Genomic DNA, 16461 nt, shown 5'->3' with positions numbered 1-16461 from the left:
GGCTGGCCGCGTCCCGCGCCGCACGAAAAATCGCGACAACAAAAAGGCCGGTTCAAACCGGCCTTTTCGTCATCCGCTCGTCTCAGTGCCAGTTCATCCGTGGTCAAGGAGAAAGCGGTATTGCAACGAGACTGCCTTCGAAAGGTTAACGAGCGGTTAACGACAGCTGCACAAGCGTCTCCCTTATCGAGACGCCATGTTGCATCACAAAATCCCCCTCGTTCAAGCTGCGTTCATCGCGACTTCATATAAGCCTTTGAAAGACAAGGAAGATGGTGCCGCCCTAACAAGTGCCGGCGATCGCTCTATCTTTGTGCCTTATGGCATATGCCTCAAGAAAGCGCAGCTAAGCGCTGCTGAAAACACGCCAACCAGGAGCGAGAAGCGTGAAAAACCTCATCGTCAAGATCGCCGCGGCCGCACTGCTTGTGCTGGCTCCGGCGATGGCCCACGCCGCCGAGGGTTACTCGACGGCCAATGTCAACATGCGTGCGGGACCGAGCACGCGCTATCCTGCCGTCGCAGTCATCCCCGCCGGTTCTTCCGTCGAAATCCGCGGATGTCTTTCCAACGTCAACTGGTGCGACGTCGAATTCTACGGCGGCCGCGGCTGGGTTTCCGGCCAGTATGTGCAGGCCGTCTACCAGCAACGCCGCGTCTATGTCGGTCCCGAATATTACCGTCCTCTCGGCATTCCGATGGTTACCTTCAGCGTCGGCAATTATTGGGACCGCTACTACCGCCACCGCGATTTCTATCGCGAGCGTGATCGCTGGAGCCGCGGCCCGGACTACTATTACCGCGACCGAGACTACAGCGATAGGGATTACCGGCGGCGCGAGTATCGGGATCGGGATTACCAGGCCCGCGAATACCGGGATCGTGACCGGGACCGGCGCGACGACGACCGCAGGGAGGAGCGCCGCAGAGAGGTCCGCAGGGATGACGACAACAGGAGTTCGAATTTCCGCGATCTGCCGCAGTTCAGGGGCGGGAAGGCCGATACCTACAATCGCCCGGATCCCAGGGCCTCGCCCTTTGTCTGCCGCCCGGGCGATCCATCCTGCGACAACTGAAATATCGAGGGCGGCAGCAATGCCGCCCTTTCTTCACGAGCGGGTTCAATGCGCCGCAGTGCCAGAAAAAAGCCCGGCGCTCCTTTGGGGGATGCACCGGGCCTGATGTCGATCGGCGCGCGTTGAGGGGAGACGGCCGATCATAAGCGGGACGTGAGGGGGTGTCCCGCTGCTCACTAAACAATCGTCGAGCCTATTGGTTCCGCCCTCTCGCATAATTCCTTAAATCAGAAATCGCATTTGATCGGTGCAACGCGTCGCTGGTCTTTGTTTATGCCACCTGTGGCCGCGACGGGACGGACCGCGATAGGCGTGCGATTCCCGCACTCCGCGCGCGTGACCGAATGGCAGCGAGGCAGCGGCTGCGGAAAGCCTCGGTCCGCGCGAGGTCAGTGACAATTTGCTGTGAGTGCAGCATGTCGCTCTTGTTTTGCCGGGGTCCTTATAGCAATTTTGCGATATGCGGATCGATCCTGATCCGTTCGAGGCTGGAACCCTGATGACGCAAGATTACCTGGCTCTCTTCGGGCTGTTCGGCCCCCGGCCGGCCGCCACGGACGTTACCGTTTGGCATAAATACAACCCCATCCTTCCCGTACGCCTGACCGATGGGGCAAGCCTGAACCCTTCCGGCCAGATCTGGCGCCGCTTTCATCTGGGCGAGTGGGAATATAAGCAGGATCCGGAAACGCTCGACGATTACGAAGCCCGCCAATATTGAAGCGGCAAGGCGAGGCCGTCGTTTGACGATCTTTAACACCCCGTTAAATCGCCGCAATTACAGTTCAACCGGATGATCGCGTCGGCTGCTGCGTCGTTCCTTGAACCGGAAGCGGTTGAAGGCAAATCATGCAGCCCTTCGAAGGGCTATAGCGTTCTTTGCGCGTCTGAAAAGACACGCGGCGCTGCAGGGGCGCCTTTATGCGAAGCGGGCTTCGCGATCGAACAGGGGATGCGACCGGTCGGCGATGGCAGGCAGAGGCAGATCAAGCGACAGAATAGAACCGTCCTTCAGCGGCCGCCCGGCCCGCGACGATGACGAATTTTCGCTCGATGCCGATGACCGCGTCGTCGGCAGCAGATCAACGCGGCGCGGCGGTTCCAGGCCCCCACCCCAGCGCGCCGCCCGCCAGCGGCGGCGCGAGCCGCGCGAGCGTGCCGGCGGCGGCTTATTCGGTTTTCTGCGCCGTGTGGTCTACTGGTGCGTCGTGCTGTTCATCTGGGCCGGCATCGGCGTTGCCGGGCTTGTCGTCTATTATGGTTCGCGCATGCCGAGCGCCAGCACATGGGCGATTCCCGAGCGGCCGCCGAACGTCAAGATCACCGCCGTCGATGGCAGCGTCATTGCCAATCGCGGCGCCACCGGCGGCGAGGCGCTGTCGCTCGAAAATATGTCACCCTATATTCCCGAAGCCGTCATCGCCATCGAAGACCGGCGCTTCTATTCGCATTTCGGCGTCGATCCGCTCGGCCTCGGCCGGGCGATCGTCACCAATTTCACGGCCGGGCACATGGTGCAAGGCGGCTCGACGCTGACGCAGCAGCTTGCCAAGAACCTCTTCCTCTCTCCGGAAAGAACCCTGGAGCGCAAGGTGCAGGAAGTGCTGCTTTCGCTCTGGCTGGAGCAGAAATACACCAAGGACCAGATCCTTGCGATGTATCTCAACCGGGTGTTCTTCGGATCGAACGCCTATGGCGTCGAGGCGGCGTCGAGGCGCTATTTCAACAAATCGGCGCGCGACGTAAACCTCGGCGAGGCCGCCGTGCTGGCCGGCCTGCTCAAGGCGCCGTCGCGGCTTTCGCCGGCCCGCGACGCCGAGGCCGCGAACGCACGCGCCCAGCTCGTGCTCGCGGCGATGCGCGAACAGGGTTTCATCTCCGATTCCGAGGTCAAGACCGCGATGTCGCAGACCCCGGCTTCGGCCAAGAGTTACTGGTCGGGCGCCGGACATTATGTCGCCGACATGGTGATGGATGAACTGCCGGGCCTGATCGGCGACGTCAAGGAAGACGTCATCGTCGATACGACCATCGACAAGTCACTGGAAAAGAAGGCCGAGCAATCGCTGGTCGATGTGCTCGACAAGGAAGGCGGCAAGCTCGACGCCTCGCAGGCAGCCCTCGTCTCGATCGACGGCACCGGCGCCATCCGGGCGCTGGTCGGCGGCAGGGACTATGCAACGAGCCAGTTCAACCGCGCCGTCAAGGCCAAGCGCCAGCCGGGATCCTCGTTCAAGCCTTTCGTCTATGCCGCAGCACTGGAAAAGGGACTGACGCCGTTTTCGGTGTTCAACGACGCGCCGATCCGCATCGGCGACTGGACGCCGGAGAATTACGAGAAGAAATACAATGGCGAAGTGACGCTCGCCACCGCGCTTTCCAAGTCGCTGAACACGGTTGCCGCGCAGCTGGTGATGTATGATGGGCCCGACCAGGTGATCAAGCTTGCCCACCGGCTCGGCATCGAAAGCGAACTGCAGCCGAACGCCTCGATTGCGCTCGGGACATCCGAAGTGTCGCTGATGGAACTCACCGCCTCCTATGCCGCCTTCATGAACGGCGGCTACAAGGCGACGCCGCACGTCATCCGCCGGGTGACGACCGCAGACGGCAAGGTTCTCTACGAAAATACCTATGACAGCCCGCCGCGTGTGCTGTCCGAGCAGATCGCCGCCGAGATGGATGCGATGATGATGGGCGTAATCGACAACGGCACCGGCAAGAGCGCAAAGATTCCCGGGTGGCAGGCGGCGGGAAAGACCGGCACGACGCAGAATTCACGCGACGCGCTCTTCGTCGGCTTCACCAGCAACCTCACGACAGGCGTCTGGTTCGGCAATGACGACGGCAAGCCGATGAAGAAGGTGACGGGCGGCGGCCTGCCGGCCAAAGCCTGGAAGGAATTCATGATCGCCGCCCACAAGGGTCTTTCGCCGGCGCCGCTCTTCGGCAACGGCCAGCTGATCGGCGATCCCGACGGCCAGCCGATGGCGCAGACGGCACCGGACGGCGGGCAGCCGGTCACGGCCGAAGCGCCGCCGCCCACGACAATCGGCGGCATCATTTCCGGTGTCTTCGGCGGCAACGAGAATGCCAACCGCTATCCGCAGGCGCCCGTTCGGCAGCAAACTGCGCCGTCAGGAAACGGTCCGGTTCCGCCTGCCGACATTGCCGAAGGCGACGGGTCCGGCTATGGAAACGTCGTGCCGCCGGGCGATGTCGGGACGCCCCAGACGACCTCTTCGGTGCAGCCGCGACGCACCACATTGCTCGATCTGATCATGGGGCAGTGAGATTTTTGCATCGCGTCCCTTCAGATTCGGCTGCGATGCTCGGGGCCTTTGCCTCTCGCATGTCTCTGCCGCAAAACCGCCGCATGCCGTTGCAGAACTCGCGCAGAAATCCACCGCTTTCCTGCTATGGGCAGATTGCTTTCCCGGCTGCTGCCAAAATTGGAGGCAACACATTCGTTTTGCTGGATTCCGGGCTATTTCCCGCCTTGCAGTCCAGAAAACCGCTCCTTATATACGCCGCATCACCGCAATCACGATTGCGTAATCTTAAGTAGACCCATCCCGTAAGGGGCTGTCAGGGAAATGCCTTCTGGGGGTTCCGACAGCTTGCTTCAAGGAGAGAATGACATGGCAAAAGTAATTGGTATCGACCTTGGAACGACGAATTCCTGCGTCGCAGTCATGGACGGCAAGGACGCGAAGGTCATCGAGAATGCGGAAGGTGCGCGCACGACCCCTTCCATGGTGGCTTTTTCCGATGACGGCGAGCGCCTCGTCGGCCAGCCTGCCAAGCGCCAGGCGGTCACCAACCCGACGAACACGCTCTTTGCAGTCAAGCGCCTGATCGGCCGCCGCTACGAAGATCCGACCGTCGAGAAGGACAAGCATCTCGTTCCCTTCAGCATCGTCAAGGGCGACAATGGCGACGCCTGGGTCGAAGCCAATGGCAAGGGCTACTCGCCCGCACAGATTTCCGCGATGATCCTTCAGAAGATGAAGGAAACGGCCGAATCCTATCTCGGCGAAAAGGTCGAGAAGGCGGTCATCACCGTTCCGGCCTATTTCAATGACGCTCAACGCCAGGCAACCAAGGATGCCGGCAAGATCGCCGGCCTCGAAGTGCTGCGCATCATCAACGAGCCGACCGCTGCCGCTCTCGCCTACGGCCTCGACAAGAAGGACGGCAAGACGATCGCCGTCTACGACCTTGGCGGCGGCACCTTCGATATTTCGATCCTTGAGATCGGCGACGGCGTCTTCGAAGTGAAGTCCACCAACGGCGATACCTTCCTCGGCGGTGAAGACTTCGACATGCGTCTCGTCGAATATCTCGTTGCCGAATTCAAGAAGGACAACGGCATCGACCTGAAGAACGACAAGCTTGCCCTGCAGCGCCTCAAGGAAGCTGCCGAAAAGGCCAAGATCGAGCTGTCCTCTTCGCAGCAGACCGAAATCAACCTGCCGTTCATCACGGCGGATGCCTCCGGTCCGAAGCATCTGACGCTGAAGCTGACCCGCGCCAAGCTCGAAAGCCTGGTCGACGATCTCGTCCAGCGCACGATCGCGCCCTGCAAGGCCGCTCTCAAGGATGCCGGCGTCACCGCTGCCGAAATCGACGAAGTTGTTCTCGTCGGCGGCATGAGCCGCATGCCGAAGGTACAGGAAGTCGTCAAGCAGCTGTTCGGCAAAGAGCCGCACAAGGGCGTCAACCCGGATGAAGTCGTCGCTCTCGGCGCCGCCATCCAGGCCGGCGTTCTCCAGGGTGACGTCAAGGACGTTCTGCTCCTCGACGTGACCCCGCTGTCGCTCGGCATCGAAACGCTCGGCGGCGTCTTCACCCGCCTGATCGAACGCAACACCACGATCCCGACGAAGAAGAGCCAGACCTTCTCGACCGCCGAAGACAACCAGCAGGCCGTCACTATCCGCGTTTCGCAGGGCGAGCGCGAAATGGCTGCCGACAACAAGCTGCTCGGCCAGTTCGACCTCGTCGGCCTGCCGCCGTCGCCGCGCGGCGTGCCGCAGATCGAAGTGACCTTCGACATCGACGCCAACGGCATCGTCCAGGTTTCGGCCAAGGACAAGGGCACCGGCAAGGAACAGCAGATCCGCATCCAGGCTTCCGGCGGCCTCTCCGATGCCGACATCGAGAAGATGGTCAAGGATGCCGAGTCGCATGCGGCCGAAGACAAGAAGCGCCGTGAGGCCGTGGAAGCCAAGAACCAGGCCGAAAGCCTGATCCACTCGACGGAAAAGTCGCTGAAGGATTACGGCGACAAGGTTTCCGAAGCCGACCGCACTGCGATCTCGGATGCGATCGCCGCGCTGAAGTCCGCGACCGAGGCGACCGAAGCCGACGCCGAAGACATCAAGGCCAAGACCCAGACGCTGATGGAAGTTTCCATGAAACTCGGCCAGGCGATTTATGAAGCACAGCAGGCCGAAGGCGGCGCTACTGCCGATGCCTCCGCGGAAGAAGGCGGCGACAATGTCGTCGACGCTGACTACGAGGAAATCAAGGACGACGACCGCAAGAAGTCCGCGTAATCCGCGGCGGCGTGGTAATGCTTCAACACCTGATCCGGCTGCTCACCATGGCAGCCGGAAATCCATTTCCGGGGTTTAATCCTTAATGGCAAAAGCGGACTTTTACGAAACTCTGGGTGTAGCCAAGTCGGCGGACGAGAAAGAGCTGAAGAGCGCCTTCCGAAAGCTGGCGATGAAATACCATCCGGACAAGAACCCGGATGACAAGGACGCCGAACGGAAGTTCAAGGAAATCAACGAAGCCTACGAGATGCTCAAGGACCCGCAGAAGCGGGCGGCCTATGATCGTTACGGCCATGCTGCCTTCGAACATGGCGGTATGGGCGGCGGTGGCGGCGGCTTTGCCGGCGGCGGCTTCTCCGACATCTTCGAGGATATTTTCGGCGAGATGATGGGCGGCGGCCGGGCGCGCCAGCGCTCGTCGGGCGGGCGCGAACGCGGCGCCGATCTTCGCTACAACATGGAAATCACGCTGGAAGAGGCCTTTTCCGGCAAGACGGCGCAGATCCGGGTGCCGACGTCGATCACCTGCGACGTCTGTTCGGGGTCGGGCGCAAAGCCCGGCACGCAGCCGAAGAACTGCGGTACCTGCCAGGGCTCGGGGCGCGTGCGTGCGGCGCAGGGCTTCTTCTCGATCGAGCGGACCTGCCCGACCTGCCACGGCCGCGGCCAGATCATTCCCGATCCCTGCCCGAAGTGCCACGGTCAAGGCCGGGTGACGGAGGAGCGTTCGCTTTCGGTCAACATTCCCGCCGGCATCGAGGACGGCACGCGCATCCGCCTGCAAGGCGAGGGCGAAGCCGGCGCGCGCGGCGGCCCGGCGGGCGACCTCTATATCTTCCTATCGGTGAAGCCGCATGAATTCTACCAGCGCGATGGAGCCGATCTCTATTGCGCCGTCCCGATCTCGATGACGACGGCGGCGCTCGGCGGAACCTTCGACGTGGCGACACTCGACGGCACCAAATCGCGAGTGACCGTGCCCGAGGGCACGCAGGCGGGCAAACAGTTCCGCCTGAAGAGCAAGGGCATGCCGGTGCTGCGTTCGGCGCAGACGGGCGACCTCTATATCCAGATCCAGATCGAGACCCCGCAAAAACTCACCAAGCGCCAGCGCGAGCTGCTGCAGGAGTTCGAGCAGATTTCTTCCAAGGAGAACAATCCGGAATCGACGGGCTTCTTTGCCCGGATGAAGGAATTCTTCGAAGGCTGAGCCTATGCAGGAAGGTCTCTAAGCCGCGACCGAAATAGTCGTTTCGAAAGCCGGGGCACGGAAACGTCCTCGGCTTTTTCGTTATACCGACTCGTTTTGGCACATCCGCGCGGCGCGCCGGCAAACTTGTACCGCAATGACACGGCAGCGGGAAGAAAGTCGGCTGGCGTTAACGCAGCCGGATAATGGCGCTTGCAAGTTTTCCAAATGAATTCAGTCTCTGTCGCCAGCGCATGACCGGAGATCGGCACCGGTTTTCGAAGGATCAGGCGCAGATTGGAATCATGGAGCGATCACAGCCGTCCTTTCAGGCGCTGCGCTCCGTTCGGGGAACAACCAAAACAAGAGTAACTGCCATGGCGCCAGCCTTCTCCTCTCAGCACGACGACGTCGACGTTCTCGCCGGCGCCATTTACACATGGTGCGCCGAGCGCAACATCAAGCTTCGCAGCCAACAGGGCCTTTCGATCGCCAGTATCGCGATCGACCTCTATCATGCCGGCCACCAGACGCAGGACGATCTGCTGACGGCGTTGCACGAGCGCGAATTTCACTGACACTTCTTATCGAAGGCGGACGTCGCGGCGCGTTTCTGCTCTCGCTGTTCATGGGCTTGCCCGAAACCCGGCGCTAAACAGATCACATTGTCTGCGGGGAAGCTGATTTCCCGGTTCGGATCAAGCGGCGTTTTCGGCCGCCTGCCCACTGCTTATAAGCGTGAGGATGGTCTTGACCGCTTCCTTGCCTGCCGGTGAATTCAGCTTGTCGTAACTCAGGGCAAGCGCATAGGCGTCCGGGCTGAGCTCGATACGGCTGCCGAATTGCGGCATGTCGGCTCCCTCGAAAAGAACCGAGATTTCGACATCGAGAAAAACCGCGATCTGATGCAGTTTGCTGGCAGAAACGCGGTTCGTCCCCTTTTCATATTTCTGAATCTGCTGGAAGGTCAGTCCAAGTGCTTCACCAAGCTCGAGCTGAGAAACCCGGCGAAGGGCGCGAAGCTGTCTTATGTTGTGACCAACGATAATATCAACCGGATCTGGCACTTACATTCTCTCATACGCAAACGTTTCGTTTACCATAACGTTTCCCTCGCATAACTCAACCCTTCAGTTGCAAAATTCAACCGACTTTTTCTGGGCTTTACCTTACGTCAGCGATCCGAAAAAATGCTGCGGATCCCTTGGCTGCCAGGCAGTTTGAAAGCAATGACGATGGCTGTCCGCGGCTGAGGAGACGATGACGGATCGCTTCGATGCGGTTGTATTTTTTTGGGATTTGCCAAACAAGCGTACCGAACAGTTCCGGAATCAGCGCTCACTTGCGGGAACATGCGGAAATGCCGCCCGGTTATTTTACGCGCGATCTGGGGCGGCGGAACCGCAAGCCTTGCTATCGACGCCGCTTCGGCATAGCTGTCAGGCTTCACCAACCCGGACACGCGATGCCGCACAAGGTTTCTCTTTCCCGTCTGAAGCTGACAGACTTCCGCAACTATGCGGCAGTGAGCCTTGCCCTCGACGGCCGGCATGCCGTGCTGACGGGAAACAACGGCGCCGGCAAGACCAATCTCATGGAGGCGGTTTCGCTGCTGTCGCCGGGCCGGGGCCTGCGCCGCGCCGCCTATGGCGATATTACCCGCGTCGGCGCGGCCGGCGGCTTCTCGATCTTTGCCGCGCTTGACGGCATGGAGGGCGAAGTCGAGATCGGCACCGGCATCGAAGCGGGCGAGGAGACCACTACGCGCAAGCTGCGTATCAACGGGACGCCGGCAAAGACCGCCGACGAACTCACCGATCATCTGCGCCTCCTCTGGCTGACGCCGGCAATGGACGGGCTCTTTACCGGCGCCTCCTCCGACCGCCGACGTTTTCTTGACCGGCTGGTGCTGTCCCTCGATCCCGCCCATGGCCGCCGCGCGAGCGATTTCGAGCGGGCCATGCGCAGCCGCAACAAGCTGCTGGATGAGGGCCGCTTCGATCCTTCCTGGCTTGCCGGCATCGAGGAGCAGATGGCAAGCCTCGGCATCGCCATGGCGCTCGCCCGGCAGGAAATGCTCGGCCTGCTCGCCCGGCTGATTGAGGAAAGGCCGGAGAGCTCGCCCTTCCCTTCGGCATCGTTGCAGCTTTCGGGCTTCATGGACGGCCAGTTCTCCCGCCCCTCGGTCGACCTCGAGGACGAATATGCGGCGATGCTGGCGGAGAGCCGGTACCGCGACGCCAGTGCCGGGCGCACGCTGGACGGGCCGCACCGGGCCGATCTCATCGTCCATCACCGCGAAAAGGCGATGGAAGCCGAGCGTTGCTCAACCGGTGAGCAGAAGGCGCTGCTCGTCGGCCTCGTGCTTGCACATGCGCGGCTCGTCGGCAATCTGACCGGCCATGCGCCGATCCTGCTGCTCGACGAGATCGCCGCCCATCTCGACGAGGGCCGCCGCGCCGCGCTGTTCGATCTCATCGACGGGCTCGGCGGCCAGGCTTTCATGACGGGCACGGATCAGACAATGTTTTCAGCGCTCGCAGACCGGGCGCAGTTCTTCACCGTTGCCGACGGAAAGGTGTTCGGATGAGGAAGGCGGCTTTTCCCGGCGTCGGGCATCATGATAGCATCGCCGCCATGGAACCGCTCAGCCCCGACGAAATTGCCCGATATCACCGTCACATCCTGCTCCCCGAGATCGGCGGCGCCGGCCAGCAGAGACTGAAGGCCGCGCGCGTGCTGGTGATCGGCGCCGGCGGCCTCGGAGCGCCGATCCTCCAATATCTGGCGGCAGCCGGTGTCGGCACGCTCGGCATCGTCGATGATGACCGGGTGTCGCTCTCCAACCTGCAGCGCCAGGTGATCCATGATTCCGGCACGATCGGCGAATTGAAAATCGAGAGTGCTGCGCTCGCCATTGCCAGGCTCAATCCGCATGTGCGGCTCATCCGCTTCGAAGAACGGTTTTGCGCGGAGACCGCCCAGCGGCAACTCTCCGGCTTCGACCTGCTGATCGACGGTTCCGACAATTTCGACACGCGTTATGCCGCCGCCGACGCCGCTGAAGCGGCGCGGATTGCGCTTGTTACCGGCGCGGTCGGGCGTTTCGACGGTTCGCTGACGGTCCTCAAGCCCTATGAGACCAGCGAGGACGGAACAGCAAATCCCAGATATCGCGACCTGTTTCCGGAAGCGCCGCCGGCGGGTCTGGTCCCCTCCTGCGCCGAAGCCGGCATCATCGGCGCGCTGACCGGCGTCATCGGCACGATGATGGCGATGGAGGCGATCAAGCTGATCACCGGCGCTGGCGAACCGCTGATCGGACGGCTGCTGCTCTATGACGCGCTCTCGGCCCGGTTCGACACGATACGGTATAAACGCCGCCGGGAGAGGCAGGGGCAGGCCGTATGACGATCCTCCGCCTGGATCGGAGCTTCACGCGCTGGGACGAACTGCTGGCACTCATCCTCGCCGCCTTCGCTTCGATGAACGGCAGGATCGACCCCCCATCCTCCGCACTCAAGCTGACGACGAGGTCGCTGGCCGAAAAGGCCGAGGCCGAGATCGGTCATGTCGTCATCGAAAACGAAAGGCTGATCGGCTGCCTGTTCCTGCGGCCGGAAGCGGACTGTCTCTATGTCGGCAAGCTCGCCATTCTCCCCGAGGCTCAAGGCAAGGGGCTCGGCAAGCGGCTATTGGCAATCGCCGAGGAGACCGCGGCAGCGCTTGGCCTTGCCGCTTTACGGCTGGAGACGCGCATCGAACTCACCGAAAATCATGCCGTCTTTGCCGCCTGGGGATTTTCGAGAACGGCCGAGAAGGCGCATCCGGGCTTTGCCAGAACCACCTTCATCGAGATGCGGAAGTTGCTTGCGCCTCGGACCCCGGCCGTCTGAACCGGATCAACGTCCAGGCAGCACCCGGTTCGGCGGCCTGTGGCCGTCGATGAAGGTGCGGATATTGATGATTACCTTGTCGCCCATATCGATGCGGCCTTCGATCGTCGCCGAGCTCATATGCGGCAGCAGCACGACCTTGCCCTCATTGGCGAGCTTGACGAGCTTTGGGTTGACGGCCGGTTCGTTTTCGAAAACGTCGAGGCCGGCACCGGCGATCTTGCCCTCCCTCAGGCATTTGATCAGCGCGCTTTCGTCGACCACGTCACCGCGGGCGGTGTTGACGAGGTAGGCGGTCGGCTGCAGCAGCGCCAGGCGGCGTGCCGAGATCAGATGAAAGGTTGCCGGCGTCGACGGACAATTGACCGAGACGATGTCGACGCGGGCGAGCATCTGGTCGAGGCTTTCCCAATAGGTTGCCTCCAACTCGTCCTCGACGGCCGGATTGACGCGCTTGCGGTTGTGGTAGTGGATCGAAAGGCCGAAGGCTTTGGCGCGGCGGGCCACCGCCGTGCCAATGCGACCCATGCCAACGATGCCGATGCGCTTGCCGTGAATGCGCCGGCCGAGCATCCAGGTGGGAGACCAGCCGGCCCATTCGCCCGGCTTGTCGGTCAACACCCGCGCCCCTTCGCCGAGCCGTCTCGGTACCGCCAGAATCAGCGCCATCGTCATGTCGGCGGTGTCCTCGGTCAGGACATTCGGCGTGTTGGTGACGGTGATGCCCTTGCGCGCCGCCGCCTCGACGTCGATATGGTCCGTGCCGTTGGAGAAGCTGGCAATCAGCTTCATCTGCGGACCGGCCGCTTCGATCAGCGCCGCGTCGATGCGATCGGTGACCGTCGGCACGAGCACGTCGGCGGTGCGGACAGCCGCCATGAGCTCGGGCACGGAGCGCGGCGCGTCGTCGATGTTCAGCTCGGCGTCGAAGAGCTCGCGCATGCGGGTTTCGACGGCATCCGGCAGCTTGCGGGTGATGTAGACCTTCGGTTTTTTCTTCGCTGTCATGGCTGGCTGTGGTGCCTTGTTCAGAGGTCTTTAACCAAGAAAGGTGATAACTTTCTCATTCCGGGCATTTTCTACCAGACCCGCACGCGAAGACAAACAAAACTCGTGGTGCAGCCGGGGAATGTCAGTGCCCGGACAGCGAGCAGCCCGATCTGCCGCCGATTCGAGCAAACGGAAGCTTCCATGCGCAGCAAAGTCCTGAAGTCCTGCCTCGCCGTCGCGATCGCGCTGGCCACATCGCTCGGCCCCATCGAATTTGCCCATGCGCAGGCCGCCAAGGGACCGAGCGGCCTGCCATTACCGCGCTTCGTCACGCTGAAATCCAAGCGCGTCAATCTGCGCATTGGCCCTGGAACGGATTACGCAGTTTCATGGATGTATCTGAAATCCGGCCTGCCGGTCGAGATCATCCAGGAATACGACAACTGGCGCCGCATCCGTGATGCCGACGGCACCGAAGGCTGGGTCAACCAGTCGCTGCTCTCCGGCCAGCGAGCGGCGATCGCCGCACCCTGGATGAAGACGAAGGGCAAGGGCGTCTTCGTCAATCTGCGTCGCGAGGCGCAGCCCTCCGCCTCGATCATCGCCAAGCTGGAACCCGGCGTGATGCTGACGATCGGCGAATGCAATGGCGATTGGTGCCGCGCCGAAACCGACGGCGCCACCGGCTGGGTGGCGCAATCGGAAATCTGGGGCGCCTATCCGGGCGAAGCCTTCAAATAAGCCCTGCGTGCTTGGCGGCCTCGGAGAGCGAGGTCATCGGGCGCGGGCCGATCTGCTGGATAACGATGCCGGCAGCGAGGCAGCCGAGCTTGCCGCAATCTTCCAGCGACCGTCCCTGCGTATAGCCGTAGAGGAAGCCGGAGGCGAAGAGGTCTCCGGCGCCCGTCGTGTCCACAACTTCCCTGATCCGGATCGCGTCGACGTAATAGCGCTCCTGGCCCTTCAGGATGACGGCGCCATTCTCACTCATCGTCACGGCAGCGATCTTACAGTCCGCGGCGATCCTGTTCAGCGCCTCCTCGAAGTCTTCGGTCTGGTAAAGCGCCAGCGCTTCCTGGCGATTGGCGAAGACGATGTCGACCGTGCCCGAGCGCATCAGATCGAGGAATTCGCCGCGATAACGGTCGACGCAGAAACTGTCGGAGAGCGTCATCGACATTTCACGGCCGTTTTCATGGGCGATGCGGGCGCAGTCGCGAATGGCCTCCTTGGCGCGCGGCGGATCCCAGAGATAACCTTCGAAATAGGTGACCTTGGCGTCGGCAACGACATCGGCCTCGACGTCCTCAGGACCGAGTTCGACGCACGCGCCGAGATAGGTATTCATCGACCGCTCGCCGTCCTCGGTGACGAAGATCATCGACCGCGCCGTCGGCGGGAAGGTGCCCTTGGGACGGGTCTGGTAGTGGACGCCCTGGGCGCGAATGTCGTGGGTGAAAATGTCGCCGAGCTGATCTGAGGCGACATTGCCGAAATAGGCAGCCTTGCCGCCGAGGTTCGCAACGCCGGCCGCCGTATTGCCGGCGCTGCCGCCGGAGGCTTCAAGGGCGGGTCCCATGCGCGAATACAGAAGTTCGGCGCGTTCGGCATCGATGAGGTTCATCGCCGCCTTGGTGATCTTGTTATCAATGAGGAACTGGTCGTCGCAGCGAGCAATGATATCCACGATCGCGTTGCCGATTGTCAGAACATCGAATCTAGTCATGAAATGGGGGGTCCCGGATTTGTGATATCAGGGTTCGGTCTTAGCGAAAATTCCGCCGTTTGGAAGGATAAATGGTGAAGGTGTCCCTATTCTTCGCAAAAGTGCCGCTTATTCGTCATGTCCCTGTCATTTTGGAAACCTACAAATGCTCGCAGGAAGACCGGCATGAGCAGCTTTCAGTTGCAGCCGGGCGACGGGGGATGATCCCTTCGATCTTACCGGCGCGGTGCTGACCACGGATGAACTGGCAGCCTCGCGATCCGGAGATCCGGCAAGGCCGGAGCGGAAAAGCGGGCCATGCCCGCTTTTTTTGCGTGCGCATGCACTCCATCTGCGGCGGGATGCCGATTGCGTTTTCAACGCCAGCCTTTTGCTGCTAGACCTCGGATCCTCCCTCCCCCGCAGAGCATCCTCCCTCATGTCAGCCATCATTCTCGACGTCCTTCCCATCTTCATCCTGATCCTCATCGGCTGGGTAATCGTTCGCAGCGGCCTGATGGCATCAAATGTCGGCGACGCGCTCAGCGAATTCGTCTTCAAGATCGCCGTGCCGCTGCTGCTCTTCCGCACCATCGCCGAGGCGGATTTCCATGGCGCCTCGCCCTTCCGGCTCTGGATCGTCTATTTCTCCGGCGTCGCCATCACCTGGACGGCCGGCCATATCGCCGCCACGCGCCTCTTTCACCGCGACGAACGGATCGGGGTGCTGGCCGGCGTTTCCTCGGCCTTCGCCAACAATGTCTTCATCGGATTGCCGCTCGTCCAGCGGACCGTCGGCGACGAAGGGCTGGTGGCGTTGTCGATCCTGCTTGCCGTGCATTTGCCGGTGATGATGGTCGCCGGCACGGTGTTGATGGAGCACGCGGAACGAAAGATCGCCGGCAAAAGCGACCGCAGCATGGTCTTCGTGCTGCGCCAGATCGCCATCAACCTCATCCGCAATCCGCTGGTGATCGGCCTTGCGGCCGGCATGGCCGTGCATCTTTCCGGCCTCACCATGCCGGCTGCGGTTGCATCGGTCGTCGGCCAGATCGCCGGCATAGCCGGCCCGGCGGCGCTGATCTCGCTCGGCATGGCGCTGGAGAGATACGGCGTCTCCGGCAATCTCGGCATTGCCAGCGTGACCTCCAGCCTCAAGCTGCTGCTGCTGCCCGGCTGCGTCTGGACAGCGAGCCGTCTCCTCGGTCTCAGCCCCGAATGGACGGCGGCGATCGTGCTAACCTCCTCGGTGCCGACAGGCGTCAATGCCTGGCTGATCGCCAATCGTTTCGGCGTCGGCCACAGCCTCGCCGCCTCGACAATCTCGGTGACGACGGCGCTCGGCGCCATCACCGTTTCGCTCTGGGCTTATTTTCTCGGCGCCTGATCTTGCGCCGTGAACAACAAAAGCCCGGCTTGCGGCCGGGCTTCGATTGTCATGCGATGGCGCTTCGCCTTACTGCGTTGCGGTTTTCGGATCCGGCAGCGGCACCGGCGAATCGGCGAGCGTGTGCAGATAGAGGATGACGTTGGCGCGGTCCTGATCCTTCGCCAGACCTGCAAAGCCCATTGCGGTGCCGGGAACGTCCTTCTTCGGCGCCGTCAGGAACTTGTTGAGGGCCTCGAAGGTCCATTTTTCAGAACTGCCCTTGGAAAAATCCTTCATCGCAGAGGAATAGGCAAAGCCTTCATGCGAGGCGATCGGGCGATCTACGACACCAAAGAGGTTAGGACCGACCTTGTTCGGTCCCCCTTTGGTGCCGTCATGACAGGCCTGACACTTCTTGAAGACCGCTTCACCGGCCTTGGCATCTGCAGAGGCGAGCAATTGCGCGATCGGAACGGCAGCAGCGGCAGGCGCGGCTTCACCGCCGGCGGCGGGCGCCTCTTCGGCAACGATCGCGAAACCTTCCTTTTCCGGCGCTTCGGAATGGAAGATCCCCTCGGACGCGATGGAGACCGACATCAGAACGAAAATCGTTCCGAGCAGCGCCCCCACGGCCGTATTGACGTATGAATTCATCTGCAATGCTCCCCTTGC

At 61.9% G+C, this 16461-nt stretch carries 15 protein-coding genes; 11 read left to right on the top strand and 4 right to left on the bottom strand.

The window, feature by feature from the left end; all coding sequences use genetic code 11:
* The first annotated feature begins 386 nt into the window (after positions 1–386).
* The 6 genes from AMC88_RS00935 (at position 387) to AMC88_RS00910 (ending at position 8407) form a co-directional block, all read left to right on the top strand.
* Positions 387–1076 (top strand): SH3 domain-containing protein, encoded by a 690-nt coding sequence (locus tag AMC88_RS00935; RefSeq protein WP_010023239.1) that lies wholly within the window; start codon positions 387–389, stop codon positions 1074–1076.
* Positions 1077–1575: 499 nt separating this feature from the next.
* Positions 1576–1797, top strand: a complete 222-nt coding sequence (locus AMC88_RS00930; protein WP_041683818.1) for a hypothetical protein — start codon at positions 1576–1578, stop codon at positions 1795–1797.
* 247 nt (positions 1798–2044) lie between these two features.
* Positions 2045–4369: a transglycosylase domain-containing protein gene (locus tag AMC88_RS00925; protein WP_012482231.1), complete on the top strand. Its 2325-nt coding sequence runs from the start codon at positions 2045–2047 to the stop codon at positions 4367–4369.
* A 348-nt stretch (positions 4370–4717) separates the two neighbouring features.
* Complete coding sequence (dnaK, locus tag AMC88_RS00920) at positions 4718–6637, top strand: molecular chaperone DnaK (RefSeq protein ID WP_064824666.1); 1920 nt, start codon at positions 4718–4720, stop codon at positions 6635–6637.
* Between the two features lie 85 nt (positions 6638–6722).
* Positions 6723–7850, top strand: a complete 1128-nt coding sequence (dnaJ, locus tag AMC88_RS00915) for a molecular chaperone DnaJ (protein ID WP_004672627.1) — start codon at positions 6723–6725, stop codon at positions 7848–7850.
* A 356-nt stretch (positions 7851–8206) separates the two neighbouring features.
* Complete coding sequence (locus AMC88_RS00910; protein WP_004672628.1) at positions 8207–8407, top strand: hypothetical protein; 201 nt, start codon at positions 8207–8209, stop codon at positions 8405–8407.
* A gap of 120 nt (positions 8408–8527) precedes the next feature.
* On the opposite strand, the gene AMC88_RS00905 is transcribed toward AMC88_RS00910, so the two are convergent.
* On the bottom strand, positions 8528–8896 hold the full coding sequence (locus tag AMC88_RS00905) for a helix-turn-helix domain-containing protein (RefSeq protein WP_010010244.1): 369 nt from the start codon (positions 8894–8896) through the stop codon (positions 8528–8530).
* A gap of 398 nt (positions 8897–9294) precedes the next feature.
* Here AMC88_RS00905 and recF point away from each other — a divergent pair, with 398 nt between their 5' ends.
* The 3 genes from recF to AMC88_RS00890 are packed head-to-tail and all read left to right on the top strand — an operon-like array spanning position 9295 to position 11725.
* Positions 9295–10419, top strand: a complete 1125-nt coding sequence (gene recF, locus AMC88_RS00900; RefSeq protein ID WP_012482228.1) for a DNA replication/repair protein RecF — start codon at positions 9295–9297, stop codon at positions 10417–10419.
* A complete protein-coding gene (locus AMC88_RS00895) occupies positions 10416–11240 on the top strand; it encodes a molybdopterin-synthase adenylyltransferase MoeB (protein ID WP_010021212.1) in 825 nt (274 codons plus the stop codon). Before recF ends, AMC88_RS00895 begins: the two co-directional genes overlap by 4 nt.
* Positions 11237–11725: a GNAT family N-acetyltransferase gene (locus AMC88_RS00890; protein ID WP_064824665.1), complete on the top strand. Its 489-nt coding sequence runs from the start codon at positions 11237–11239 to the stop codon at positions 11723–11725. Before AMC88_RS00895 ends, AMC88_RS00890 begins: the two co-directional genes overlap by 4 nt.
* A gap of 6 nt (positions 11726–11731) precedes the next feature.
* Here AMC88_RS00890 and AMC88_RS00885 read toward each other — a convergent pair whose 3' ends face one another.
* On the bottom strand, positions 11732–12733 hold the full coding sequence (locus AMC88_RS00885; RefSeq protein ID WP_004672637.1) for a 2-hydroxyacid dehydrogenase: 1002 nt from the start codon (positions 12731–12733) through the stop codon (positions 11732–11734).
* A 183-nt stretch (positions 12734–12916) separates the two neighbouring features.
* Here AMC88_RS00885 and AMC88_RS00880 point away from each other — a divergent pair, with 183 nt between their 5' ends.
* Positions 12917–13456 carry an SH3 domain-containing protein gene (locus tag AMC88_RS00880; protein ID WP_004672638.1) on the top strand — a complete coding sequence of 180 codons (540 nt, stop codon included), beginning with the start codon at positions 12917–12919 and terminating at the stop codon, positions 13454–13456.
* On the opposite strand, the gene AMC88_RS00875 is transcribed toward AMC88_RS00880, so the two are convergent.
* Positions 13449–14441 (bottom strand): adenosine kinase, encoded by a 993-nt coding sequence (locus tag AMC88_RS00875; protein ID WP_012482225.1) that lies wholly within the window; start codon positions 14439–14441, stop codon positions 13449–13451. The genes AMC88_RS00880 and AMC88_RS00875 overlap by 8 nt on opposite strands.
* A gap of 418 nt (positions 14442–14859) precedes the next feature.
* Between AMC88_RS00875 and AMC88_RS00870 the strand changes: the two genes are divergently transcribed.
* On the top strand, positions 14860–15807 hold the full coding sequence (locus AMC88_RS00870; RefSeq protein ID WP_004672640.1) for an AEC family transporter: 948 nt from the start codon (positions 14860–14862) through the stop codon (positions 15805–15807).
* 69 nt (positions 15808–15876) lie between these two features.
* On the opposite strand, the gene AMC88_RS00865 is transcribed toward AMC88_RS00870, so the two are convergent.
* Positions 15877–16443 (bottom strand): c-type cytochrome, encoded by a 567-nt coding sequence (locus tag AMC88_RS00865; RefSeq protein WP_004672641.1) that lies wholly within the window; start codon positions 16441–16443, stop codon positions 15877–15879.
* Between the last annotated feature and the right edge of the window lie 18 nt (positions 16444–16461).

This window comes from Rhizobium phaseoli, from assembly GCF_001664385.1.
GTDB classification, from domain to species: domain Bacteria; phylum Pseudomonadota; class Alphaproteobacteria; order Rhizobiales; family Rhizobiaceae; genus Rhizobium; species Rhizobium phaseoli.
Note: the sequence above shows the minus strand (reverse complement) of the source record. Positions and strands in the feature narration are given on the sequence as shown.